This is a genomic window from Pseudomonas sp. B21-023 (assembly GCF_024749165.1).
Taxonomy (GTDB): domain Bacteria; phylum Pseudomonadota; class Gammaproteobacteria; order Pseudomonadales; family Pseudomonadaceae; genus Aquipseudomonas.
On the sequence record NZ_CP087190.1, the window covers coordinates 228,194 to 251,575 of the forward strand.

Here is a 23,382-nt window from a genome sequence, read left to right on the forward strand (position 1 = left end):
TACGAGGAATACAAGACAATGAGCCAAATCCCCGCCGACCTGCGTTTTGCCGAAAGCCACGAGTGGGCTCGCCTGGAAGCCGATGGCACGGTGACCGTGGGTATCAGTGACCATGCCCAGCAAGCACTGGGTGACGTGGTGTTCGTCGAACTGGCCGAAGTCGGCAAGGTGTTCGAAGCCGGCGACGCTGCTGGTGTGGTCGAGTCGGTCAAGGCCGCCTCGGATATCTATGCGCCGGTGGGTGGTGAAGTCATCGCGGTCAACGAAGAGCTGGCTGACAACCCGGAGCTGCTCAACGAAGAACCTTACGAGTCGTGGATCTTCAAGCTGAAGCCGAGCAACCCGGCTGAATTGGACAAGCTGCTGGATGCTGCTGGTTACAAGGCTGCCATCGGCGAGTAAATGATCGCGGGGCAAGCCCGCTCCCACGACGTGCGCCATGGCGATGTGTTCCAGGCGTGGGAGCGGGCTTGCCCCCGATGAGGGCTGCACGGCAAACGCAATAATCCCCGCATATTCGGCAATCCTTCCTAGACTTGTAAGTCTCCATGAGAGCTGGTCCAGGAAGAGATCGTCGCCATGTCCCAGTCACCATCGCTGAGCCAACTGCAAGAGCCAAACCCTTTCCTGCGTCGCCACCTGGGGCCCGATGCCCAGGAGCAGCAGGCCATGCTCGACGCCCTCGGCGTCGCCAGCCGCAGTGAACTGATCGAGCAGACGGTGCCGCCGGGCATCCGCTTCAATCGCCCACTCGACCTGCCGCCGGCCCTCGATGAGCAGGCCGCACTGGCCAAACTCGCAGGCTACGCTGCGCAGAACCAGCTATGGACCAGCCTGATCGGCATGGGCTACCACGCCACCATCACGCCCACCGTCATCCTGCGCAACGTGCTGGAGAACCCTGGCTGGTACACCGCCTACACACCCTACCAACCAGAGATCGCCCAAGGCCGGCTGGAGGCGCTGCTGAATTTCCAGCAAATGGTCATCGACCTTGCCGGCCTGCCCCTGGCCAATGCCTCGCTGCTTGACGAGGCCACCGCCGCCGCCGAAGCCATGGCCCTGGCCAAGCGCGTGGCGCGCAGCAAGAGCAACGCCTTCTTCGCCGACGAACACTGCCATCCGCAGACCCTGTCGGTGCTCAAGACCCGTGCCGAAGGCTTTGGCTTCGAGCTGATCGTCGACACCGTGGACAACCTGGGCAAGCACAAGGTGTTCGGGGCGTTGCTGCAGTATCCGGACACCCACGGCGAGGTCCGCGACCTGCGCCCGCTGATCGACCAGTTGCACGGTCAGCAGGCCCTGGCCTGCGTCGCCGCCGACATCCTCAGCCTGGTGGTGCTGACACCGCCCGGCGAACTGGGGGCCGACGTGGTGCTCGGCTCGACCCAGCGCTTTGGCGTGCCCATGGGGTATGGCGGGCCGCACGCGGCCTATTTCGCCTGCCGCGACGACTACAAGCGGGCGATGCCCGGGCGCATCATCGGCGTATCACGTGATGCCCGTGGCAACACTGCGCTGCGCATGGCCCTGCAGACACGCGAGCAACATATACGTCGCGAGAAAGCCAACTCCAACATCTGCACGGCCCAGGTGCTACTGGCCAACATCGCCGGCTTCTATGCTGTCTATCACGGGCCTGAGGGCTTGCAGCGCATCGCCCAGCGCGTGCACCGGCTGACCTTCGTCCTGGCCGCCGGGCTCGAGGCCAAGGGCATCAAGCGCCTCAACCAGCATTTCTTCGACACCCTGACGCTGGACGTCGGCGGCACCCAGGCGGCGATTATCGAAAGCGCCGAGGACGCCCGCATCAACCTGCGCATCCTTGGCCGTGGCCATCTGGGGGTGAGCCTGGACGAAACCTGCGACGAGGCCACGGTGCTCAAGCTGTTCGACATTTTCCTCGGCGTCGACCACGGCCTGGACATTGCCGCCCTCGACCAGCAGGCCCTGCCCGAAGGTATCCCTGGCGCGCTGGTGAGGCGCACGCCGATCCTGCAGCACCCGGTGTTCAACCTGCACCACAGCGAGACCGAGATGCTGCGCTACCTCAAGCAACTGGAGAACAAGGACCTGGCACTCAACCAGTCGATGATCCCGCTGGGCTCGTGCACCATGAAGCTCAACGCCACCAGCGAGATGATCCCCATCACCTGGCCTGAGTTCGCCCAACCGCATCCGTTCGCCCCGGCAGCGCAGGTGCAAGGCTACAAGGCGATGATCGACGAGCTCGAAGCCTGGCTGTGCGCCATCACCGGCTTCGATGCCATCTGCATGCAGCCCAACTCGGGCGCCCAGGGCGAGTACGCCGGGCTGATGGCGATCACTCGTTACCACCGCAGCCGCCACCAAGCCGGGCGCACGATCTGCCTGATCCCGTCCTCGGCCCATGGCACCAACCCGGCGTCGGCGCAGATGGCCGGCATGGAGGTGGTGATCGTCGAGTGCGACGGGGATGGCAACGTCGACCTCGACGACCTCAAGGCCAAGGCGCGCCAGGCCGGCGAGCGGCTGTCGTGCCTGATGGTGACCTACCCGTCCACCCATGGGGTGTATGAAGAGGGCATCCGCGAGATCTGCGAGGTGGTGCACCAGCTTGGCGGGCAGGTTTACATGGACGGCGCCAATCTCAATGCCCAGGTAGGGCTGACGCGGCCGGCGGACATCGGTGCCGATGTCTCGCACATGAACCTGCACAAGACCTTCTGCATCCCCCATGGCGGCGGTGGCCCGGGCATGGGGCCCATTGGCATCCGTGCACATCTCAAGCCGTTCGTGGCCAGCCACCCGGTGGTGCCGGTGCCGGGGCTGGACCCGAACAACAGCGCGGTGAGCGCGGCGCCTTGGGGCAGCGCCAGCATCCTGCCGATCAGCTGGATGTACATCGCCATGATGGGTCCGCAGCTGGCCGATGCCAGCGAGGTGGCGATCCTGTCCGCCAATTACCTGGCCAGCCAGCTGCGCGATGCCTTCCCGGTGCTGTACCGAGGGCGCAACCAGCGCGTGGCCCATGAATGCATCTTCGACCTGCGCCCGCTCAAGGCGCTGACCGGCATTACCGAGGAGGACGTGGCCAAGCGCCTGATGGACTATGGCTTCCATGCCCCGACCATGTCGTTCCCGGTACCGGGCACGTTGATGGTCGAGCCCACCGAGAGTGAGTCGAAGGCCGAGCTGGACCGTTTCGTCGAAGCGATGCTGGCGATCCGCGCCGAGATCGCGCAGGTGCAGGACGGCAACTGGCCTGCGGAGGACAACCCGCTCAAGCATGCCCCGCATACCCTGGCCGATGTACTGGCGCCGTGGAGCCGGCCCTACAGCATCGAGCAGGGCATCGCCCCCAGCGCTCACGCCCGCCAGCACAAGTACTGGCCGGCGGTGAACCGGGTCGACAACGTGTATGGGGACAGGAATCTGTTCTGCGCGTGCGTGCCGGTGGAGGCGTATCGCTAGAAGGAACTGTGCCTTTCAAATCGGCAGCGAGCCCCCCGGGAGGGCGATCTGCTCACCTGGGCAGCTTGCTGATGGCCGTCGCTAGGTGATTTGTCGTATTTATGAATAGGCATGATAAGTTATGGCGCATAGCAGTGCGCCGATATCCACAAGGAATGCGCCGATGATAAGCTGATATTTCAGGAGTTTTGGGAAGTTTTCTATTTCTTCTTCTTTTATTTTCCCGCGGCGGATATGCAGTTGTTTTATCGGCCAATGCATTAAGGTTGCGATCTGGCCTGTTATCATTAATTTCCCCCAAAGTCCAAACGCACACCATATAACGCTTTGAAGTCTTAGCCAATCACTGCTTTTCAAGGCTGAGAGCATGATGTTCAGATTTTTGGTCCATGCCAGGCGAGCAATGATGAAAAGCCCCGTTAGCATGATCACCCACGGGGTAAGGGCAATGAAAAGTTTCCAGGATTTCGAGGATGACGCCAATTCAACAAGTAGGCTCATGTTGTAGTCACTCCGAGTACAGGGATTCAAAAAGGACCTCGCCGGAGCGTTCTCCCGCCGCCATTCCGGCCATACTCCCTGCTAAAGTTGTTGCGCCAGTTACGGCTATGACGCAAACGGTCGCACTGACCGGGCCAAGGCTAAGGCACGCAGCCCCTAGCACATGTCTTGCGAAAAGACCGCTAGCCGTACCGCCGGCAAGGCCCCCTGCAAAATTACCAGACTCAGCGAAACGAATTTTTTTACAGGCTGCCGTTTCGCCGGCTCGGCATGCCTCTTGAATTTTCAAAAGCGATGAAGAGCCACCAAGGATAATCCCTACGCTCCCTCCATACTTCAGGTAGTTGGACATTTTTGCCAATTTGTCCAGATGGGTCGAGTAACCCGGAATTTGTCCCGGTCCGCCGGCCTTGCTCCAATGATGGACCAGGCTTCTGCTTGATATGCCAAGGTCTCTGCGCAAGGAGTCATGACTGCCAAGGTCCATGTGCTTGTTGAGAAAGGTGATTTTCAACTGTACATCCAGTTTCTGGAAGAGCTCCTTGCGCGCACTGAAGAACTCTGGGCTTTTCAGGTGGCCGTGCTTCGTGAATTGTTGCTGATGCAAGTGCTCTATGCCGCGCAGTGTGCCCTGCAATTCCTCAAGTGATCTGGCCATCATCGTCTGGACAACGCCCATCGATAAGCTCGCATCTGCGAGCAGGCCTGCAATTTCGCTCTGGTGACGCATCATGAAATCCGCCTCCTGGGCGTTCATTTCCGTCAGTGCCTCCCGTGCCCTCTGCGCTGCGGCCATCAACTCAGCCTCTTCGCGCGTACAGGCATGTGTAATGTCCGGGGCGCCGATGACGAAAATCTCACCGGCCTTGAAGCCATGAGCGAAGGTGGGATTCAGCCGTTGCAAGCGGGCGACTGGCAGCGAGCCGCGCACCTCGAACAGTTGCATGAGTAACTGAGGGAATGAGGTGCTGCGTTGCACTATGTGAAACCCAGGTTCAAGTCCACCGGGGGCGGCCGAAGCCATGGACGATGTGGCGCGAGCCAAGGCCTGGCGCTGGAGTGGAGCGTTGCTTCGCAAGCTATCGGCGGTGGGCAGGTGTGCCGGACTCGCCAGTGCCGCGACTTGCTGGCTCATCGGAGCCATGACGTAATTGCTACCGGCTGGGCACCCGCATTGCACGGGTGTGCCATCTACAGCGGTAGGGATACCGTCCTGACGCCAGCGTGACTCGCCAGCGATGATCGTGCCTTCCTTGCCGCACTGCGGACATGGCGTGGTACGGTCGCCTTCGAGCAGCCAGCGGCGGCCATGGGTAGCACCGCGTGCCTGGGCAGCGATACAGGTGGCACCCGTACTGGTGAGATCGCCGTCCAGGCCTTGGCCTTTTCCGAGGATGTTCATGCGCTGGCTCATGCTGCTGCTTCCTTGTGAGTGGAAGCCCGGACGCTAGCAGCCTGGAAACTGTCTTTTTGTTGCTCAGGAGAGTTAGAGAAAGGTCCTACGGCATTTGACGATTTGTATGGCGCTACCGTTTGGAAATGGGGCGGCTGGAAGAGGCATTGGGGTTGTGTATGGGGACCTGAACCTGTTCTGTTCGGGTGTGCCCGCAGATGCGTATAGCTGAGCTGCTGATCTTTGTGGGAGCGGGCTTATCGGGGCGCCGAACCGCCGCGAAGGCGTCGGTGAATTAACCACCGCATTCGCAGCGGTTCGGCGCCTCGATAAATCCGCTCCCAGGCCTCGATTATTCGGCCACGGCGTTCTTGGCCAGGATCGCGTTGGCCAGCTCCATGTCACTGGCCTGCACGCCCGGGTTGTCCGCACGCACCTGGCGGATTGCGGCTTCCAGGAACGGCCCGCGAATGGCGCCATCACTGGCAACGAAGCTGCCGGCGTCGTCCTGGGCGGCGACGATCAGCTTGTGGTCCTTGAAGGTCAGGTAGGTCGAGGCGGTAGTCGCGCCGGAGGAGATGATATTGCGCCAGAACGTGTCGGCCATGGCGGAGCCAAGGGGCAGCGAGAACAGGACGGTGGCTGCGATGGCTGTTTTGAAACGCATGATGAATCACCTCGGTGTATGAGGGCGGTTGAGATGCCGATTTGAGCGTTTCTCACTGCCCCAAGTTCCCGGCCACAAAGGGGATTTCTTGGTTATCCACAGACCCGCAGGACCTCTTCGGTACAGGTCCTGCCCTGGGCGACCCGGTCGCCACCGTGCCGTCTAAGGTCACGCAGCCCGTCTATCTCGGCCTGTTGCCGCAGGGCGGCGAGGTCGCTGGTGGGGGTGATCCGTTCGCGCAATGCGGTGCTGACCTGGAGCAGTTCGAACAGCCCGGTACGCCCATGGAAACCCGTACCCCTGCATTGCGGGCAGGCCTGGCGATCCTGCGGGCGCAGGTCCACACAAGCGCGACATAGCGTGCGCACCAGGCGCTGGGCCATGACCCCGATCAGAGTCGCCCGGATCAGGTAGTCGGCGACGCCAAGCTCCAACAAGCGGGTGATCGCGCCGCAGGCGTCCTGGGTATGCAGGGTCGACAACACCAGATGCCCGGTGAGGGCCGCCTGCACGGCCACCTGAGCGGTTTCTCGGTCGCGGATTTCGCCGATCATGATGATGTCCGGGTCCTGGCGCAGCAGGGCACGGACACCGCTGGCGAAGTCCAGCTCCAGGCTGGGCTGGACCTGTAACTGGTTGATCATCGGTTCAAGACGCTCGATTGGGTCTTCGATGCTGCACAGGTTGACCTGGGGGGTAGCCAGGTGCCGGAGGCTGGCATAGAGGGTGCTGGTCTTGCCCGAGCCGGTCGGCCCCGTCACCAGCAGGATGCCCTGGCGCTGTTGCAGCAGGGCCAGCCACTGCTCCAGCAACACGCCCTCCAGGCCCAGGGTTTCTAGGCTGTCGTGCAGTTGCTGAGGGTCGGACAGGCGCAGTACCAGCTTCTCGCCGAACGGGGTGGGCAGGGTGGACAGGCGCAGTTCCACCTCGGCGCCGCTGGGCAGGCGGGTTTTCAGGCGGCCGTCCTGTGGCCGGCGTTTTTCGGCGACGTTCATGCGGCCCAGGTGCTTCAGCCGGCTGACCATGGCCAGTGTGACGCTGGCCGGGAAGGCATACACCGCGTGCAGCAGGCCATCGATGCGCAGGCGCAGATGGCCTTGTTCACGGCGGGGCTCCAGGTGGATATCGCTGGCGCGCTGCTCGATGGCGTACTGCAGCATCCAGTCGACGATGTGCACGATATGGGCATCGTCCGCGCTGGCCTGGGCTTGCCTGGCACCCAGTTCGAGCAGTTGCTCCAGCTCGCCGAGACGGGGCAACTGGCCAAGGCCCGCGCCGCGCACGGAGTGGGCCAGGCCCAGGAAGGTCGGGCGCAGCTGGCGGAGCTGTCGCGGACTGGCCAGCACCCGACGCACTGCCTTGCCCAGGCTACGGCTCAGGTCTGCCTCCCATTCGTGTTGATAAGGCTGCGCGCTGGCCACCGTGACACTGTATTCATCCACGGCCACGGCGAGGATGCCATGGCGCTGGGCGAAGGCTGCGGACATCAGCCCGGCCACGCGCACCAGGTCGACCTGCAAGGGGTCGATTACCAGAAAAGGCTGGCCTACCCGGTCTGCCAGCCAGCGGCACAGGGCGTCCAGCCCCAGCGGGTGGCCGATGGCGGCGATCAGTTCCAAGGGATGTTCAGCAGGGTGGGTCTTGCCGCGCTCGAGTGCCGCGAGAGCGGCTTCGGGGGCGATCCGCTGCTCAGCCAGCAAGGCATCCAGCAGGCGATTGAGGTCAAGATCATGGTGGTCGTTGGCGAGCATGGAAGCGTCCTTGCCGAGCTTCAGAGGCCTGGGCAAGGCTAGCCTTGCGGGACGCAAGGCGTCGGTGCAAAGGGTTTCCGGACATTGCCTGGCGGTTTCAACGGCGGGCTACCTCCGCAAGCTGTGGCAGGTTCGCCAGGCACACTTCGCTGACGCAGACCAGGTTGCGCAGTTTCTGCGCGATCACTTCGGCCCGGTGCCAGCTCAGGCCGCCGACGCCGATCGCCACGTCCAGCAGATCGTCGCACTGGCTCACGTTGACGCTGTGCGGGGTGAGGAATTGCAAGGCGAACAGGTTGAGCACGCGGCACAGGCTGTCCGGTTCGGCGTCGGCCTGCAGGCGGTAGTGCACCGTGCAGTGGACAGTGTTGGCGGCCCAGGCGTCGAGGCGGGGCAAGTTGAGGGGCCGTTCGAGTGCGTTCATGCTGGGTCTCCGCGAAAGTGGAGAAATTCTTGCACGTCACACGGGGCATTTTTTCGCTATGATTCGCCAATATCGCGCTAACGCGAATTTTTTAATTCGCAAAAATGCAAATTGGAGAATTAATAATGCTTGGCGAATTGGACGCTTATGACCGGCGCATCCTTGAACTGCTGCAAGACGACGCCTCGCTGTCCAGCGCGCAGATCGCCGAGCGTGTGGGCCTGTCGCAGTCACCTTGCTGGCGGCGCATTCAGCGCCTGAGAGAGGAGGGCGTGATTCGCGGCCAGGTGACGCTGCTGGACCGCAAGAAGGTAGGGCTGAACACGCAGATCTTCGCCGAAGTGAAGCTCAACGCCCATGGCCGTTCTAACTTCGCCGAGTTCACCGAGGCGATCCGCGGTTTTCCCGAAGTGCTGGAATGTTATGTGCTGATGGGGGCGGTGGACTTCCTGCTGCGTATCGTCACCTCGGATATCGAGGCTTACGAGCGGTTCTTCTTCGAAAAGCTGTCGAACGTGCCGGGTATTCAGGAAGTTAACTCGATCGTGGCGTTGTCGGAGATCAAGTCGACCACGAGCCTGCCGCTGAGGCCCTGAAGCGCCAATCGCGGGGCAAGCCCGCTCCCACGAGTGCAGGAGCGGGCGGTGCGGACTCAGGCCTTGAGCAGGTGCTTCCAGGCGCGGTTCTGCTCGATGGCGCGAGCCTGTTCGATGCGGGCCTCCAGCAGTTCGCCCTTGTCTTCCTCCAGCAGCGGCAGTTCGGCCAGCTCGTGAAGCTTGTTCAGCTCGCCGTACAGACGGTCCAGCTGTGGCAGGTCGAGTACCTGGCGGGCGTGGTGCAGCCAAGTTTGCACGGTCTCGATGCGCGGCAGCTGCTCGGCCAGGTCCTCCGGACGCTGTACATACAGCGGCAGCTTCAGGGCGCGGGCTTCCTCGCCCAGCAAGTGCTGCAGCCAGCTGGCCAGCTGCGCCTTGCCCTGGCGCTCGCCACGGCCCTTGCGCTCGACGGTCCAGGTGCGGGCGGTCAGCCAGCGTGCGGTCTCCAGGGAGAACTGGCCCCAGCGCGGGTCTTCCAGCTCTTCAGCGAACTGCTCGGGCGCGGCGCGGCGGATGTCTTCGTCATCGTTGCCGGCCAGTACCAGCGGGCGCCAGTCTTCCAGCAGCGCATCGAGGTTGGCGCGCAAGGCTCGGGTGGTCGGGCGCGGTGCCGCCTGGCCGAGGCTGGCGGTGATGGCGCGCAGTTCGGCCAGGCAGCGGACCCAGTCCTGCAGCAGGCGCCAGTGGCCATTGTGGCGATACTGCTCGGCCAGGCGCTGGCTGCTGCCCAGTAGTTGCCAGGCCAGGGCGGCGTAGGCGTCGTCCAGCGGCATCTCGGCGTGCAGCTCGGTCGCGGGCAGGCCCAGCTCGTAGCTGTCCGGATCGAGCAGGCGGTAGCCCCGCTCGGCCTTGCTGATGTCGCATGGCATCAGGGCGAGGCTGGCGGACAGCTCGGCGGCCAGTTCCAACAGCGCCTCCGGGGCACCTTCACGCAGCTCCAGTTCCAGCTCGCAGATCTCTTCCTTGCGCTTGCCGGCGATCACGAAGCCCTGGTCGATGGCCGCTTCGATCACCACCTTGGCCTTGCCGCGGCCCCAGGCGATTTCAGCGTACTCGCGGGTGAAATCGGTGGTGAACAGCGGCTTGATGGTCTTCTTGTCCAGCCCGGCCAGTTGCTCGGGCCAGCAGGTGCCATCGAGCTTCTTCAGATCGAGCTTGACCTTGTCCATGTGCCACTCGAACTCGTTGCGCTCGGACAGGCCGGCCACGCTCTGGCCGCGGCACTTGAGGGTCTGGATGATGACCTCGCCATCGCGGCGCAGGCGCAGGGCGACACGGGCGGCGGACAGGTCGCGCTCCGGAGTGTCGAAGTACTGGTTGAGCAGTTCGCGGGTCTGCCAGCCGGACTTGTTGCGCTTTTTCAGCAGCGGGTGCTCGCGCAGGGCGGCAAGGGTCTCGCGACTGGCGCGGAGTTTGAGTTCGGTTTCTTTGTGCATCGCGGGCTCGGAAGGAGGGGCATCGTGGTGTGCAGTCTACAGGAGTCGGGTGGTGCCTGCCGGTCCGCGAAGGGGCGTATGGGGTTGTCCTGCCAGGCGACCGCGTTGTTATGATGCCTCTCACGCTTCCGAGGAGTCCGCGCATGCCGTTGCCATCGCTGAAAGACCAGTTTGCCGCCCTGATTGCCGCACCTTCGGTCAGTTGCACCCAGGCTGCGCTGGACCAGTCCAACCGAGCCGTCATCGACCTGCTGGCCGGCTGGTTGGGTGACCTGGGTTTCACGTGCGAGATCCAACAGGTCAGCCCTGGCAAGTTCAACTTGCTGGCAAGCCGCGGCACCGGCCCGGGCGGCCTGGTGCTGGCCGGGCACAGCGACACGGTGCCCTTCGACCCGCAACTGTGGAGCAGCGACCCGCTCAAGCTCACTGAGGTCGATGGCCGCTGGGTAGGCCTGGGCAGCTGCGACATGAAGGGCTTCTTCGCCCTGGTCATCGAGGCGGTGATCCCGCTGCTCGAGCACGATTTCAAACAGCCGCTGCTGATCCTCGCCACCTGCGACGAAGAAAGCTCCATGTCCGGCGCCCGGGCCTTGGCCGAGGCCGGCCAGCCCCTCGGGCGGGCGGCGGTGATCGGCGAGCCCACCGGGCTCAAGCCGATCCGCATGCACAAGGGCATCCTCATGGACCGCATCGACATTCTGGGGCGCAGTGGCCATTCGTCGGATCCGACCCTGGGTCGCAGCGCCCTGGAAGCCATGCATGCGGTGATGGGCGAGCTGATGACGCTGCGCCGCAGCTGGCAGGAGCAGTACCGCAACCCACAGTTCACGGTGCCTGCGCCGACCCTGAACTTTGGCTGTATCCATGGCGGCGACAATCCCAACCGCATCTGTGGCCAGTGCGCCCTGGAGTTCGACCTGCGGCCATTGCCGGGCATGGATGTTGAGCAGCTGCGCGCAGCGATCCGCGGCAAGCTGGCACCGTTGGCCGAACGCCATGAAGTGCGCATCGATTACGCGCCACTGTTCCCCGAGGTGCCACCTTTCGAACAGGCCGCCGACAGCGAGCTGGTGCGCCTGGCCGAGCGTCTGACCGGCCATCGCGCCGAAGCGGTGGCCTTTGGCACCGAAGCGCCTTATCTTCAGCAGCTCGGTTGCCAGACCATCGTGCTGGGCCCCGGTGACATCGCTTGTGCCCACCAGCCAGGGGAATACCTTGAAATGTCACGCATCGAGCCTACCGTGCGTCTATTGCGTGATCTGATCCGGCACTATTGCCTGAACCATTGATCCTTCCTGAGCAGAGGAGACCGCGCGTGACCGCAAGCCTGTTCCGACGATGACTTTCGAACGTTGTGCGCCTTTTCGTTCTCCGTTCACTTATCCACAGGCCTTGTCATGCCCGATTACGTCAACTGGTTGCGCCATGCTTCTCCCTACATCAACGCCCACCGCGACTGCACCTTCGTGGTCATGCTCCCCGGTGATGGCGTCGAGCACCCGAACTTCGGCAACATTGTCCACGACCTTGTGCTGCTGCACAGCCTGGGCGTGCGCCTGGTGCTGGTACACGGTTCACGTCCGCAGATCGAAAGCCGCCTGGCCAGCCGTGGCCTGACCCCGCACTACCACCATGGCATGCGCATCACCGACGCGGCGACACTGGACTGCGTGATCGACGCCGTCGGTGCCCTGCGCCTGGCCATCGAAGCACGCCTGTCGATGGACATGGCGGCCTCGCCGATGCAGGGCTCGCGCCTGCGCGTGGCCTCCGGCAACCTGGTCACCGCACGGCCGATCGGCGTGCTTGAAGGGGTCGACTATCACCATACCGGTGAAGTGCGCCGGGTCGATCGCAAGGGCATCAATCGCCTGCTCGATGAGCGTTCCATCGTGTTGCTGTCGCCGCTGGGCTACTCGCCGACCGGCGAGATCTTCAATCTGGCCTGCGAAGATGTGGCCACCCGCGCCGCCATCGAGCTGGGGGCCGACAAGCTGCTGCTGTTCGGGGCCGAGCCGGGCCTGCTGGATGAGCGTGGGCAATTGGTACGCGAGCTGCGCCCACAACAGATCGCGCCGCACCTGCAGCGACTGGGCAGCGACTACCAGGCCGAGCTGCTGGATGCCGCTGCCGAAGCCTGCAAGGGCGGTGTGGCGCGCAGTCACATCGTCAGTTACGCCGAGGACGGTGCGCTGCTGACCGAGCTGTTCACCCGCGGGGGCGGTGGCACGCTGGTGTCCCAGGAGCAGTTCGAAGTGGTGCGCGAGGCGACCATCGAGGATGTCGGCGGCCTGCTGGAACTGATCAGCCCGTTGGAAGAACAGGGCATCCTGGTGCGCCGTTCGCGGGAGGTGCTGGAGCGGGAGATCGAGCAGTTCAGCGTGGTCGAGCGCGAGGGCATGATCATCGCCTGCGCGGCGCTCTATCCGATCGCCGATTCCGAGGCGGGGGAGCTGGCGTGCCTTGCAGTGAACCCGGAGTACCGGCATGGCGGGCGTGGCGATGAGCTGCTCGAGCGTATCGAGGAGCGGGCGCGCACGCTGGGGCTCAACACCTTGTTCGTGCTGACGACCCGGACCGCACACTGGTTCCGTGAGCGCGGCTTCTCGCCCAGTGGCGTGGAACGGCTGCCGGCGGCGCGGGCATCGCTGTACAACTACCAGCGTAATTCGAAGATATTCGAGAAGCCGCTCTGATGCCATCGCGGGTCAAGCCCGCTCCCACGGTGTACCCGGGCTGGCACACGTGGGAGCGGGCTTGACCCGCGATGCGATGGCAAAGAAAAACGCCGCCCCTGAGGGCGGCGTTTTCGTTTACACGGTGTGCAGATACCAGTTGTACTCGAGGTCGGAGATCGAGTGCTCGAACTCCTCCAGCTCGCTTTCCTTGCACGCGACGAAGATGTCGATGTACTTCGGATCGATGTACTTGTTGAGGATCTCGCTGTCGTCCAGCTCGCGCAGTGCATCGCGCAGGTTGTTCGGCAGGCTCTGTTCCAGCTGCTCGTACGAGTTGCCTTCGATCGGCTCGCCCGGTTCGACCTTGTTGGTCAGGCCGTGGTGCACGCCGGCCAGTACCGCAGCCATCATCAGGTACGGGTTGGCGTCGGCGCCGGCCACGCGATGTTCGATGCGCACGGCATCCGGCGAGCCGGTCGGCACGCGCAGCGCCACGGTACGGTTGTCCAGGCCCCAGCTCGGTGCGTTCGGCACGTAGAACTGCGCGCCGAAACGGCGGTACGAGTTGACGTTCGGGCAGAGGAACGCCATCGAGGCGGGCAGGGTCTCGAGCACACCGCCGACAGCGTGACGTAGCGCGGCGTTCTGCTCGGGATCCTCGCTGGTGAAGATGTTGTTGCCATCTTTGTCCAGCACGGAGATGTGTACATGCAGGCCGTTGCCTGCCTGGCCCGGGTAGGGCTTGGCCATGAAGGTGGTGTCCATTTCATGGTCGTAGGCGATGTTCTTGATCAGGCGCTTGAGCAGCACCGCATAGTCACAGGCCTTGAGCGGGTCGGCGACATGGTGCAGGTTGACTTCGAACTGCGCCGGGGCGCTTTCCTTGACGATGGCGTCGGCCGGGATGCCTTGTTCCTTCGCGCCTTCGAGGATGTCCTGCAGGCAATCGGCGTATTCGTCGAGGTCGTCGATCAGGTACACCTGGGTCGACTGCGGGCGCTTGCCCGAAATCGGCGAGCGTGGCGGCTGCGGGCGGCCGTTCACGTTCTCCTGGTCGATCAGGTAGAACTCCAGCTCGAACGCGGCGCAGATGGTCAGGCCCAGGTCGGTGAACTTGCTCACCACCTGGCGTAGCACTTCACGCGGGTCGGCAAAGAACGGCTCGCCTTCGATCTCGTGCATGGTCATCAGCAGCTGCGCGGTCGGGCGCTTCTGCCAAGGCTCGTTGCAGAGAGTGTCGGGGATTGGGTAGCAGATCCGGTCGGCATCGCCGATGTCCAGGCCCAGGCCTGTGCTTTCGACGGTCGAACCGTTGATATCCAGGGCGAAGAGGGAGGCCGGCAGGTTGATGCCTTTCTCGTAAACCTTGTGGAGGCTGGTGCGCTCTATGCGCTTGCCGCGCACCACACCATTCATATCTGCAATCAGAAGGTCAACGTAGAGAACCTCAGGATGTTCCTTAAGGAACGCGTTCGCTTCGTTAAGCTGAACGGCACGCGGGGGTACCGACATGATGCAACACCTTTGTTGTTAAAAATATCAATCAAGGGGGGCTTGCAACCCCAGTCAATCGGAAAGACCAGGTTAAGTCAAGCCAGCACCCTGATGCCCTTAAATGGCACATCTACGGCAGATTTGCTGCATCTCGGGGCGTGCCATTATCCGCTATTTTCGTCTTGAAGGGTTATCCCGAGCGGGGCGTGTTTTATTTTTTACGGGGGAGTTGTGTAAAAAAATGAACGAGGCTAAGCTCGGCATCAACCCAGAACACAATAATACGAGGGTCACATGGTCCGCCTGTCGAGACCTGTCAGCGCCGCATGCACGGTGCGTTCAGGTACATCTCCCGGTTGCCGTCCGGTCACTGCACGCCTGCTTCGAAGGGGCGCCGCGCTGGCCGCAATAATTGACGGTTCGCTTGAAAAAGCCATGCCTCGTAACGCTTTAGCGCAACACCTCCTTTCCTTCTGCCCTTCGCTTTCTGTCCGGACGCGCGCCCATGGCGTGTATCCATTGTCGTCCTGCGCGAGGGTTTTTGCTTTAGCCATGCACAGCATCCAGAATCAAGGCGCGGGCCTGTCCAGGCCCCTCGGCGCGCTGCGCGCCGACTTTGTCCGACGCCTGGCGTCAGTGGCCGCCGGTTGCCGCCAACCGCGCCACATTACCTCCTGAGGTATTTATGAGTAACAACCTCGACCAGCTCACCGATTGGTTGAAAGAGCACAAGATCACCGAAGTGGAGTGCCTGATCAGTGACCTGACCGGCATCACCCGCGGCAAGATCTCGCCGACCAACAAATTCATCGCCGAAAAGGGCATGCGCCTGCCCGAGAGCGTGCTGCTGCAGACCGTGACCGGCGATTACGTCGACGATGACATCTATTACGAACTGCTCGACCCGGCCGACATCGACATGATCTGCCGCCCCGACGAGAACGCGGTGTTTCTCGTGCCATGGGCCATCGAGCCGACCGCCCAGGTGATCCACGACACCTACGACAAGAAGGGCAACCCGGTCGAACTGTCGCCGCGCAATGTGCTGAAGAAGGTCCTGAAACTCTACGCCGACAAGGGCTGGCAGCCGATTGTCGCGCCCGAGATGGAGTTCTACCTGACCAAGCGTAGCGAAGATCCCGACTTTCCGCTGCAGCCGCCGGTGGGTCGTTCCGGTCGCCCGGAAACGGGGCGGCAGTCGTTCTCCATCGAGGCGGCCAACGAGTTCGACCCGCTGTTCGAGGACGTCTACGACTGGTGTGAGCTGCAGCAGCTGGACCTCGACACGCTGATCCATGAGGACGGCACGGCGCAGATGGAAATCAACTTCCGTCACGGCGACGCGCTGCACCTGGCCGACCAGATCCTGGTGTTCAAGCGCACCATGCGCGAGGCGGCGCTCAAGCACAACGTGGCCGCCACCTTCATGGCCAAGCCGATGACCGGCGAGCCGGGCAGCGCCATGCACCTGCACCAGAGCGTGGTCGATGCCGTCACCGGCAAGAACATCTTCTCCAACGCCGACGGCAGCATGAGCGAGCTGTTCCTCAATCACATCGGCGGCCTGCAGAAGTTCATCCCCGAGGCCCTGCCGCTGTTCGCCCCCAACGTCAACTCGTTCCGCCGCTTCCTGCCGGACACCTCCGCGCCGGTAAACGTCGAGTGGGGCGAAGAGAACCGCACCGTCGGCTTGCGCGTACCAGATGCCGGGCCGCAGAACCGCCGGGTCGAGAACCGCCTGCCGGGCGCCGACGCCAACCCGTACCTGGCCATCGCCGCCAGCCTGCTGTGTGGCTATATCGGCATGGTCGAAGGCATCGAGGCCAGCGCGCCAGTCCAGGGTCGTGGCTACGAGCGCCGAAACCTGCGCCTGCCGCTGACCATCGAGGACGCCCTCGAGCGCATGGAAATCAGCCGCGCGCTGGAGCAGTACCTGGGCAAGAAATTCATCACCGGCTACGTCGCCACCAAGCGTGCCGAGCACGAGAACTTCAAGCGCGTCATCAGCTCCTGGGAGCGAGAGTTCCTGCTGTTTGCTGTGTGATCAACCCTGAGGCCGCCAGGGCGCGGCCACCGGACCATGGAGAAGCACATGAGCGTCAACAACCCGCAAACCCGTGAATGGCAAACCCTGAGCGGCGAGCACCACCTTGCACCTTTCAGCGACTACAAACAGCTGAAGGAAAAGGGGCCGCGCATCATCACCAAGGCGCAGGGTGTGCATTTGTGGGACAGCGAGGGGCACAAGATCCTCGACGGCATGGCCGGCCTGTGGTGCGTGGCGGTCGGCTATGGCCGCGAAGAGCTGGTGCAGGCGGCAGAAAAACAGATGCGCGAACTGCCGTACTACAACCTGTTCTTCCAGACCGCCCACCCGCCGGCGCTGGAGCTGGCCAAGGCGATCACCGACGTGGCGCCCAAGGGCATGACCCATGTGTTCTTCACCGGCTCCGGTTCCGAGGGCAACGACACCGTGCTGCGCATGGTTCGCCACTACTGGGCGCTGAAGGGCAAGCCGCACAAGCAGACCATCATCGGCCGCATCAACGGCTACCACGGCTCCACCTTTGCGGGTGCGTGCCTGGGTGGCATGAGTGGCATGCACGAGCAGGGCGGCCTGCCGATCCCGGGCATCGTGCATATCCCGCAACCGTACTGGTTCGGTGAGGGGGGCGACATGACCCCGGACGAATTCGGCGTGTGGGCGGCCGAGCAGCTGGAGAAGAAGATTCTCGAAGTCGGCGAGGACAACGTCGCCGCCTTCATCGCCGAGCCGATCCAGGGTGCGGGCGGGGTGATCATTCCGCCGGAGACCTACTGGCCGAAGATCAAGGAGATCCTCGCCAAGTACGACATCCTGTTCGTCGCCGACGAAGTGATCTGCGGTTTCGGCCGTACCGGCGAGTGGTTCGGCTCCGACTACTACGACCTTGCACCCGACCTGATGACCATCGCCAAGGGCCTGACCTCCGGTTACATCCCCATGGGGGGTGTGATCGTGCGTGACAAAGTGGCCAAGGTGATCAGCGAAGGTGGTGACTTCAACCACGGCTTCACCTACTCCGGCCACCCTGTGGCGGCAGCGGTGGGCCTGGAAAACCTGCGCATCCTGCGCGACGAGAAGATTGTCGAGCGTGCCCGCAACGAAACGGCACCGTATTTGCAAAAACGACTGCGTGAGCTGCAGGACCACCCACTGGTGGGCGAGGTGCGCGGCCTGGGCCTGCTCGGCGCGATCGAGTTGGTCAAGGACAAGGCCACCCGTGGCCGTTACGAGGGCAAGGGCGTGGGCATGGTCTGCCGCAACTTCTGCTTCGACAACGGCCTGATCATGCGCGCCGTCGGCGACACCATGATCATCGCGCCGCCGCTGGTGATCAGCCGCGCAGAGGTGGACGAGCTGGTGGAAAAGGCGCGCAAGTGCCTGGATTTGACGTACGAAGCGATTAAATGACGGTCTGCTAGGCTGGCGAGGTGACATTAAGTCCGTTACAGGCGCTGCTTTTGTTGAAACAGCGCCTTGTAACTTGCCAGACTAACGGCTGTTTCAGTCGCCCAGCGCGTGACCCGTGGGACCTGGCTGCTGAACAGATGGCTTGATAATAAATTCTGGAGCATTACGCATGAAGAAATTGGGCAAGACGCTGCTGGCCGCCGCCCTGATGGGTGCCATGGCCACCGCTGTTCAGGCTGACGACAAGGTGCTGCACGTCTACAACTGGTCGGACTATATCGCCCCGGACACCGTGGCCAACTTCGAGAAAGAGACCGGCATCAAGGTCGTCTACGACGTCTTCGACAGCAACGAGACCCTTGAAGCCAAGCTGCTGGCGGGCAAGTCGGGTTACGACATCGTCGTGCCGTCCAACAACTTCCTGGCCAAGCAGATCAAGGCCGGCGTCTACCAGGAGCTGGACCGCTCCAAGCTGCCGAGCTGGAAAAACCTCGACCCGGCCCTGCTCAAGGCGGTCGGCGATGCCAGCGACCCGGGCAACAAGTTCGCCTTCCCCTACATGTGGGGCTCCATCGGCATCGGCTACAACCCGGAGAAGGTCAAGGCCGCGCTGGGCATCGACAAGATCGACTCGTGGGACGTGGTGTTCAAGCCAGAGAACATCGCCAAGCTCAAGAGCTGCGGCGTGAGTTTCCTCGATGCGCCGACAGAGATGATCCCGGCCGCGCTGCACTACCTGGGCAAACCGAGCGACAGCACCAAGAAGGAAGACCTGAAGGCGGCCGAGGACCTGTTCCTGAAAATCCGCCCTTCGATCACCTACTTCCACTCTTCCAAGTACATCTCGGACCTGGCCAACGGCAACATCTGCGTGGCCGTGGGTTACTCGGGTGACCTGGAGCAGTCCAAGGCCCGTGCCCACGAGGCCGGCGACAAGGTCAAGCTGAGCTATGTCATTCCGAAGGAAGGTGCCGGCACCTTCTACGACATGGTCGCGATTCCGAAAGATGCCGAGAACGTCGACGCCGCCTACAAGTTCATGGAATACCTGCTACAGCCTAAAGTCATGGCCGGTATTACCAACGCCGTGCGTTTCCCGAACGGTAACAAGGCTGCCACCGAGTTCGTGGACAAGGACATTACCAGCGATCCGGCGATCTACCCTTCCGAGGAAGTGAAAGCGCAGCTCTACGCGATCAAGGCGCCAGATAAGACCGCCCAGCGCGAGATCACCCGCAGCTGGACCAAGATCAAGTCGGGCAAGTAAGCCCGATGCGGCAACCTCTGGGCCGGGCTTTTCCGGCCCAGAGGCCAGTAAAGGCAAATAAGTTTGCGGCATCCACGCCGTGAAGGTAAGTTGCGCGCCGGTTTTGCGTGTGCGGCCGAGGTTTACTGCCCGCAAAGGCACTGATTGTGAGGACCACCCACTTGTCTATTTCTGTTTTTCGCCAGGCCTTGATGGCCGGAGCGGGTCTGACGCTGGCTTGCAGCGTCCAAGCGGCGCCCACGGTGCACATCTACAACTGGTCCGACTATGTCGGCCCCACCACGCTCGCCGATTTCCAGAAGGAAACCGGGATCGAGCCCAAATACGACGTCTTCGACAGCAACGAGACGCTGGAAGGCAAGCTGCTGGCCGGTCGCACCGGTTATGACGTGGTCGTGCCGTCCAACCATTTCCTCGGCAAGCAGATCAAGGCGGGCGCGTTCCAGAAGCTTGACCGCGACCTGCTGCCCAACTATGCGAACCTCGACCCGGCGCTGATGAAGCGCCTGGAGAAGAACGATCCGGGCAACCAGTACGCCGTCCCCTACCTGTGGGGCACCAATGGCATCGGCTACAACGTCGAGAAGGTCAAGGCGGCGCTGGGCACCGACAAGATCGATTCCTGGGCGGTGCTGTTCGAGCCTGAGAACATGAAGAAACTCAGCAAGTGCGGCGTGGCCTTCCTCGACTCCGCCGACGAGATGCTGCCGGCGGTGCTCAACTACATGGGCCGCGACCCCAACAGCAGCAACCCCAAGGACTACGCCGATGCAGAGAAGAAACTGCTGGCCGTGCGTCCCTACGTGACTTACTTCCATTCTTCGAAATACATCACCGATCTCGCCAACGGCGACATCTGCGTGGCCGCCGGTTTCTCCGGCGACGTGTTCCAGGCCAAGGCCCGCGCTGAAGAGGCGAAGAAGGGCGTGAAGCTGGCCTACGCCATCCCCAAGGAAGGCGGCAACCTCTGGTTCGATGTGCTGGCGATTCCCAAGGACGCCAGCAACGTCAAGGAGGCCCAAGCCTTCATCAACTATTTGCTGAAACCTGAGGTTATCGCCCAGGTCAGTGATTACGTCGGTTACGCCAACCCGAACCCCAAGGCTGGCGACCTGATGGACCAGGCCGTGAGGACTGACGCCGCGGTTTACCCACCGCAGGAAGTGCTGGACAAGATGTTCGTCAACGCCGAGTTGCCACCCAAGGTGCAACGTTTGATGACCCGCAGCTGGACCAAGGTCAAGTCGGGCAAGTAACAATCCAGGCCCGCCAGCGCAGCGGCGGGCACACAAATCTTGTTGGGAGTTTCACTCATGGCAGTTGCCTCCGGTGCCTATAAGAAAGCCCTCGAGGGTGGCCAGCAACCCAAGCAGGTGCTGGTCAAGATCGACCGGGTCACGAAAAAGTTCGACGAAACGGTAGCCGTGGACGATGTGTCCCTGGAAATCCGCAAAGGCGAGATCTTCGCCCTGCTGGGCGGCTCCGGTTCCGGCAAGTCCACCTTGCTGCGCATGCTGGCCGGTTTCGAGCGTCCGACCGAAGGGCGGATCTTCCTCGATGGCGTCGACATCACCGACATGCCGCCCTACGAGCGGCCGATCAACATGATGTTCCAGTCCTACGCGCTGTTCCCGCACATGACCGTGGCGCAGAACATCGCCTTCGGCCTGCAGCAGGACAAGATGCCCAAGGCCGAGATCGACGCCCGCGTGGCCGAGATGCTCAAGCTGGTGCACATGACCCAGTACGCCAAGCGCAAGCCGCACCAGCTCTCCGGTGGCCAGCGCCAGCGCGTCGCTTTGGCACGCTCGCTGGCCAAGCGCCCCAAGTTGCTGCTGCTCGATGAGCCGATGGGCGCGCTGGACAAGAAACTGCGCTCGCAGATGCAACTGGAGCTGGTGGAGATCATCGAGCGCGTGGGCGTGACCTGCGTGATGGTGACCCACGACCAGGAAGAGGCCATGACCATGGCCCAGCGCATCGCCATCATGCACCTGGGCTGGATCGCCCAGATCGGCAGCCCGATCGATATCTATGAAACCCCGACCAGCCGCCTGGTCTGCGAGTTCATCGGCAACGTCAACCTGTTTGAAGGCGAAGTGGTCGACGATGCCGAAGGCCATGCGGTCATCGCCAGCCCGGAGCTGGAGCGCAAGATCTACGTCGGCCACGGTGTAACCACTTCGGTCGAGGACAAGCACATCACCTACGCCCTGCGGCCGGAAAAGCTGCTGGTCACCACCGAGCAGCCTACCTGCGAGCACAACTGGTCGCGCGGCAAGGTCCACGACATCGCCTACCTCGGCGGCCACTCGGTCTTCTACGTCGAGCTGCCCAGCGGCAAGATCGTCCAGTCGTTCGTCGCCAACGCCGAGCGCCAGGGCACCCGCCCGACCTGGGACGACGAAGTCTACGTGTGGTGGGAAGACGACAGCGGCGTGGTACTGCGGTCATGAAAATCCGCAAGCTCAAGCGAGCATTCCAGCGCCTTGTCCCGGAGGGGCGGCACCTGGTGATCGGCGTGCCGTTCATCTGGCTGTTCCTGTTCTTCATGCTGCCGTTCTTCATTGTCCTGAAGATCAGCTTTGCCGAAGCCGATGTGGCCATCCCGCCGTACACCGAGATCTACACCTACCTGGAAGGCAAGGTCCAGCTGGTGCTGAACCTGGCCAACTATGGCCTGCTGACCGAGGACGAGCTGTACATCGCGGCCTACCTCGGCTCGCTCAAGGTGGCCTTCTTCAGTACCTTGCTCTGCCTGCTGATCGGCTACCCGATGGCCTATGCCATCTCCAAGGCCAGGAAAGAGTCGCAGACCGTCCTGCTGCTGCTGATCATGATGCCGACCTGGACTGCGATCCTGATCCGCGTCTACGCCTGGATGGGCATTCTCAGCAACAACGGCCTGCTCAACAGCTTCCTGCTGTGGCTGGGGCTGATCGACCAACCGCTGCAGATCCTCAACACCAACCTGGCGGTGTATATCGGCGTGGTCTATTCGTACCTGCCGTTCATGATCCTGCCGCTGTACGCCAACCTGGTGAAGCACGACGAAAGCCTGCTGGAAGCTGCATCCGACCTTGGCTCGAGCACCTTCAACAGCTTCTGGAAGATCACCGTGCCGCTGTCGAAGAACGGCATCATCGCCGGCTGCATGCTGGTGTTCATTCCGGTGGTCGGCGAGTTCGTGATTCCTGAACTGCTCGGCGGCCCGGAAACCCTGATGATCGGTAAAGTGCTGTGGCAAGAGTTCTTCAATAACCGTGACTGGCCGGTGGCATCCGCGCTGGCGGTAGTGATGCTGGCGATCCTGATCGTACCGATCCTGCTGTTCAACCGCAGCCAGGCCAAAGAGATGGAGGGCCGCGCATGAAACGCTTCAGTTTCTCCAAGCTGATGCTGGTGCTCGGCTTGCTGTTCATCTACCTGCCGATGCTGATCCTGGTGATCTACTCGTTCAACGCCTCCAAGCTGGTAACGGTATGGGGCGGCTGGTCGGTGAAGTGGTACGTCGGCCTGCTCGACAACACCCAGCTGATGGGTTCGGTGATGCGCTCGCTGGAGATCGCCTGCTACACGGCGGTCGCCGCGGTGGCGCTGGGCACCCTGGCGGCCTTCGTGCTGACCCGGGTCACCCGCTTCAAGGGCCGCACCCTGTTCGGTGGCCTGGTCACCGCGCCACTGGTGATGCCCGAGGTGATCACCGGTCTGTCGCTGTTGCTGCTGTTCGTGGCCATGGCGCAGATGATCGGCTGGCCGCAGGAGCGCGGCATCGTCACCATCTGGATCGCCCACACCACGTTCTGCGCAGCCTACGTGGCGGTGGTGGTGTCGGCGCGCCTGCGCGAGTTGGACCTGTCCATCGAGGAGGCGGCCATGGACCTGGGCGCCAAGCCGTGGAAGGTGTTCTTCCTGATCACCATCCCGATGATCGCACCGTCGCTGGCGGCGGGCGGCATGATGTCGTTCGCCCTGTCGCTGGATGACCTGGTGCTGGCCAGCTTCGTCTCCGGCCCTGGCTCGACCACCCTGCCGATGGAAGTGTTCTCGGCCGTGCGCCTGGGCGTGAAGCCGGAGATCAACGCCGTGGCCAGCCTGATCCTGCTGTCGGTGTCGCTGGTGACTTTCATGGTCTGGTACTTCAGCCGCCAGGCCGAGGAGCGTCGTCGTCGGGCGATCCAGCAGGCCATCGAAGAGGGCGCCGCGGCGAACGTCTCGCAGCCGCAGGTACGTCGTCCGGCCCAGGCCGCCGCGCAGGCCTGAGCCAA

At 62.9% G+C, this 23,382-nt stretch carries 19 protein-coding genes; 12 read left to right on the forward strand and 7 right to left on the reverse strand.

All coding sequences use genetic code 11. The annotated features are described in order from the left end of the window. Window positions 1–18: 18 nt before the first annotated feature. Window positions 19–402, forward strand: coding sequence for a glycine cleavage system protein GcvH (gene gcvH / locus LOY42_RS01090; RefSeq protein WP_139674395.1), 384 nt, complete (start codon window positions 19–21; stop codon window positions 400–402). 177 nt (window positions 403–579) lie between these two features. Further along, a complete protein-coding gene (gcvP, locus tag LOY42_RS01095) occupies window positions 580–3,453 on the forward strand; it encodes an aminomethyl-transferring glycine dehydrogenase (protein ID WP_139674392.1) in 2,874 nt (957 codons plus the stop codon). 99 nt (window positions 3,454–3,552) lie between these two features. Here the strand turns inward: gcvP and LOY42_RS01100 are convergent, their stop codons facing one another. The 5 genes from LOY42_RS01100 to LOY42_RS01120 form a co-directional block, all read right to left on the reverse strand. Further along, window positions 3,553–3,954 carry a hypothetical protein gene (locus LOY42_RS01100; RefSeq protein ID WP_258599693.1) on the reverse strand — a complete coding sequence of 134 codons (402 nt, stop codon included), beginning with the start codon at window positions 3,952–3,954 and terminating at the stop codon, window positions 3,553–3,555. Between the two features lie 7 nt (window positions 3,955–3,961). Further along, the gene (locus LOY42_RS01105) at window positions 3,962–5,368 is read right to left on the reverse strand and encodes a PAAR domain-containing protein (RefSeq protein ID WP_258599694.1); all 1,407 of its coding nucleotides are present in this window, start codon (window positions 5,366–5,368) and stop codon (window positions 3,962–3,964) included. A 331-nt stretch (window positions 5,369–5,699) separates the two neighbouring features. Further along, window positions 5,700–6,014 carry a DUF2388 domain-containing protein gene (locus LOY42_RS01110; protein WP_102685073.1) on the reverse strand — a complete coding sequence of 105 codons (315 nt, stop codon included), beginning with the start codon at window positions 6,012–6,014 and terminating at the stop codon, window positions 5,700–5,702. Window positions 6,015–6,106: 92 nt separating this feature from the next. Beyond that, complete coding sequence (locus tag LOY42_RS01115) at window positions 6,107–7,765, reverse strand: GspE/PulE family protein (RefSeq protein ID WP_258599695.1); 1,659 nt, start codon at window positions 7,763–7,765, stop codon at window positions 6,107–6,109. Between the two features lie 97 nt (window positions 7,766–7,862). Then, window positions 7,863–8,189, reverse strand: coding sequence for a hypothetical protein (locus LOY42_RS01120; RefSeq protein ID WP_094010951.1), 327 nt, complete (start codon window positions 8,187–8,189; stop codon window positions 7,863–7,865). Between the two features lie 125 nt (window positions 8,190–8,314). Between LOY42_RS01120 and LOY42_RS01125 the strand changes: the two genes are divergently transcribed. Beyond that, a complete protein-coding gene (locus LOY42_RS01125) occupies window positions 8,315–8,785 on the forward strand; it encodes an Lrp/AsnC family transcriptional regulator (RefSeq protein WP_023631494.1) in 471 nt (156 codons plus the stop codon). Window positions 8,786–8,841: 56 nt separating this feature from the next. On the opposite strand, the gene LOY42_RS01130 is transcribed toward LOY42_RS01125, so the two are convergent. Further along, a complete protein-coding gene (locus LOY42_RS01130; protein ID WP_258599696.1) occupies window positions 8,842–10,221 on the reverse strand; it encodes an inorganic triphosphatase in 1,380 nt (459 codons plus the stop codon). Window positions 10,222–10,364: 143 nt separating this feature from the next. Here LOY42_RS01130 and argE point away from each other — a divergent pair, with 143 nt between their 5' ends. Beyond that, window positions 10,365–11,510: an acetylornithine deacetylase gene (argE, locus tag LOY42_RS01135; protein WP_139674381.1), complete on the forward strand. Its 1,146-nt coding sequence runs from the start codon at window positions 10,365–10,367 to the stop codon at window positions 11,508–11,510. 108 nt (window positions 11,511–11,618) lie between these two features. Further along, entirely contained in the window at window positions 11,619–12,917 is a 1,299-nt protein-coding gene (gene argA / locus LOY42_RS01140; RefSeq protein WP_102685077.1) for an amino-acid N-acetyltransferase, read from the forward strand. A gap of 117 nt (window positions 12,918–13,034) precedes the next feature. Here argA and LOY42_RS01145 read toward each other — a convergent pair whose 3' ends face one another. Then, window positions 13,035–14,411 carry a glutamine synthetase family protein gene (locus LOY42_RS01145; RefSeq protein WP_038707015.1) on the reverse strand — a complete coding sequence of 459 codons (1,377 nt, stop codon included), beginning with the start codon at window positions 14,409–14,411 and terminating at the stop codon, window positions 13,035–13,037. Between the two features lie 667 nt (window positions 14,412–15,078). Here LOY42_RS01145 and LOY42_RS01150 point away from each other — a divergent pair. The 7 genes from LOY42_RS01150 (at window position 15,079) to LOY42_RS01180 (ending at window position 23,377) form a co-directional block, all read left to right on the forward strand. After that, window positions 15,079–16,437, forward strand: a complete 1,359-nt coding sequence (locus tag LOY42_RS01150; protein ID WP_038707014.1) for a glutamine synthetase family protein — start codon at window positions 15,079–15,081, stop codon at window positions 16,435–16,437. A gap of 48 nt (window positions 16,438–16,485) precedes the next feature. Next, the gene (locus LOY42_RS01155) at window positions 16,486–17,847 is read left to right on the forward strand and encodes an aspartate aminotransferase family protein (RefSeq protein ID WP_139674378.1); all 1,362 of its coding nucleotides are present in this window, start codon (window positions 16,486–16,488) and stop codon (window positions 17,845–17,847) included. A gap of 169 nt (window positions 17,848–18,016) precedes the next feature. Then, window positions 18,017–19,114, forward strand: coding sequence for a polyamine ABC transporter substrate-binding protein (locus tag LOY42_RS01160; protein WP_139674374.1), 1,098 nt, complete (start codon window positions 18,017–18,019; stop codon window positions 19,112–19,114). Between the two features lie 161 nt (window positions 19,115–19,275). After that, on the forward strand, window positions 19,276–20,370 hold the full coding sequence (locus LOY42_RS01165; protein ID WP_258599697.1) for a polyamine ABC transporter substrate-binding protein: 1,095 nt from the start codon (window positions 19,276–19,278) through the stop codon (window positions 20,368–20,370). 57 nt (window positions 20,371–20,427) lie between these two features. Continuing rightward, window positions 20,428–21,570, forward strand: a complete 1,143-nt coding sequence (gene potA / locus LOY42_RS01170) for a polyamine ABC transporter ATP-binding protein (protein ID WP_046853740.1) — start codon at window positions 20,428–20,430, stop codon at window positions 21,568–21,570. Continuing rightward, window positions 21,567–22,487 carry an ABC transporter permease subunit gene (locus tag LOY42_RS01175; RefSeq protein ID WP_023630467.1) on the forward strand — a complete coding sequence of 307 codons (921 nt, stop codon included), beginning with the start codon at window positions 21,567–21,569 and terminating at the stop codon, window positions 22,485–22,487. The genes potA and LOY42_RS01175 overlap by 4 nt, the downstream gene beginning before the upstream one ends. After that, window positions 22,484–23,377, forward strand: coding sequence for an ABC transporter permease subunit (locus tag LOY42_RS01180; protein ID WP_038707013.1), 894 nt, complete (start codon window positions 22,484–22,486; stop codon window positions 23,375–23,377). Before LOY42_RS01175 ends, LOY42_RS01180 begins: the two co-directional genes overlap by 4 nt. Window positions 23,378–23,382 lie beyond the last annotated feature (5 nt).

Bases quoted from the DNA above. Each gene is read 5' to 3' on its own strand.
- LOY42_RS01175 (WP_023630467.1), top strand. From the start codon at position 21,567: ATGAAAATCCGCAAGCTCAAGCGAGCATTCCAGCGCCTTGTCCCGGAG.
- LOY42_RS01180 (WP_038707013.1), top strand. From the start codon at position 22,484: ATGAAACGCTTCAGTTTCTCCAAGCTGATGCTGGTGCTCGGCTTGCTG.
- gcvH (WP_139674395.1), top strand. From the start codon at position 19: ATGAGCCAAATCCCCGCCGACCTGCGTTTTGCCGAAAGCCACGAGTGG.
- potA (WP_046853740.1), top strand. From the start codon at position 20,428: ATGGCAGTTGCCTCCGGTGCCTATAAGAAAGCCCTCGAGGGTGGCCAG.
- LOY42_RS01100 (WP_258599693.1), bottom strand. From the start codon at position 3,954: ATGAGCCTACTTGTTGAATTGGCGTCATCCTCGAAATCCTGGAAACTT.
- argA (WP_102685077.1), top strand. From the start codon at position 11,619: ATGCCCGATTACGTCAACTGGTTGCGCCATGCTTCTCCCTACATCAAC.
- LOY42_RS01115 (WP_258599695.1), bottom strand. From the start codon at position 7,765: ATGCTCGCCAACGACCACCATGATCTTGACCTCAATCGCCTGCTGGAT.
- LOY42_RS01105 (WP_258599694.1), bottom strand. From the start codon at position 5,368: ATGAGCCAGCGCATGAACATCCTCGGAAAAGGCCAAGGCCTGGACGGC.
- LOY42_RS01130 (WP_258599696.1), bottom strand. From the start codon at position 10,221: ATGCACAAAGAAACCGAACTCAAACTCCGCGCCAGTCGCGAGACCCTT.
- LOY42_RS01120 (WP_094010951.1), bottom strand. From the start codon at position 8,189: ATGAACGCACTCGAACGGCCCCTCAACTTGCCCCGCCTCGACGCCTGG.
- argE (WP_139674381.1), top strand. From the start codon at position 10,365: ATGCCGTTGCCATCGCTGAAAGACCAGTTTGCCGCCCTGATTGCCGCA.
- LOY42_RS01160 (WP_139674374.1), top strand. From the start codon at position 18,017: ATGAAGAAATTGGGCAAGACGCTGCTGGCCGCCGCCCTGATGGGTGCC.
- gcvP (WP_139674392.1), top strand. From the start codon at position 580: ATGTCCCAGTCACCATCGCTGAGCCAACTGCAAGAGCCAAACCCTTTC.
- LOY42_RS01125 (WP_023631494.1), top strand. From the start codon at position 8,315: ATGCTTGGCGAATTGGACGCTTATGACCGGCGCATCCTTGAACTGCTG.
- LOY42_RS01150 (WP_038707014.1), top strand. From the start codon at position 15,079: ATGAGTAACAACCTCGACCAGCTCACCGATTGGTTGAAAGAGCACAAG.
- LOY42_RS01145 (WP_038707015.1), bottom strand. From the start codon at position 14,411: ATGTCGGTACCCCCGCGTGCCGTTCAGCTTAACGAAGCGAACGCGTTC.
- LOY42_RS01110 (WP_102685073.1), bottom strand. From the start codon at position 6,014: ATGCGTTTCAAAACAGCCATCGCAGCCACCGTCCTGTTCTCGCTGCCC.
- LOY42_RS01155 (WP_139674378.1), top strand. From the start codon at position 16,486: ATGAGCGTCAACAACCCGCAAACCCGTGAATGGCAAACCCTGAGCGGC.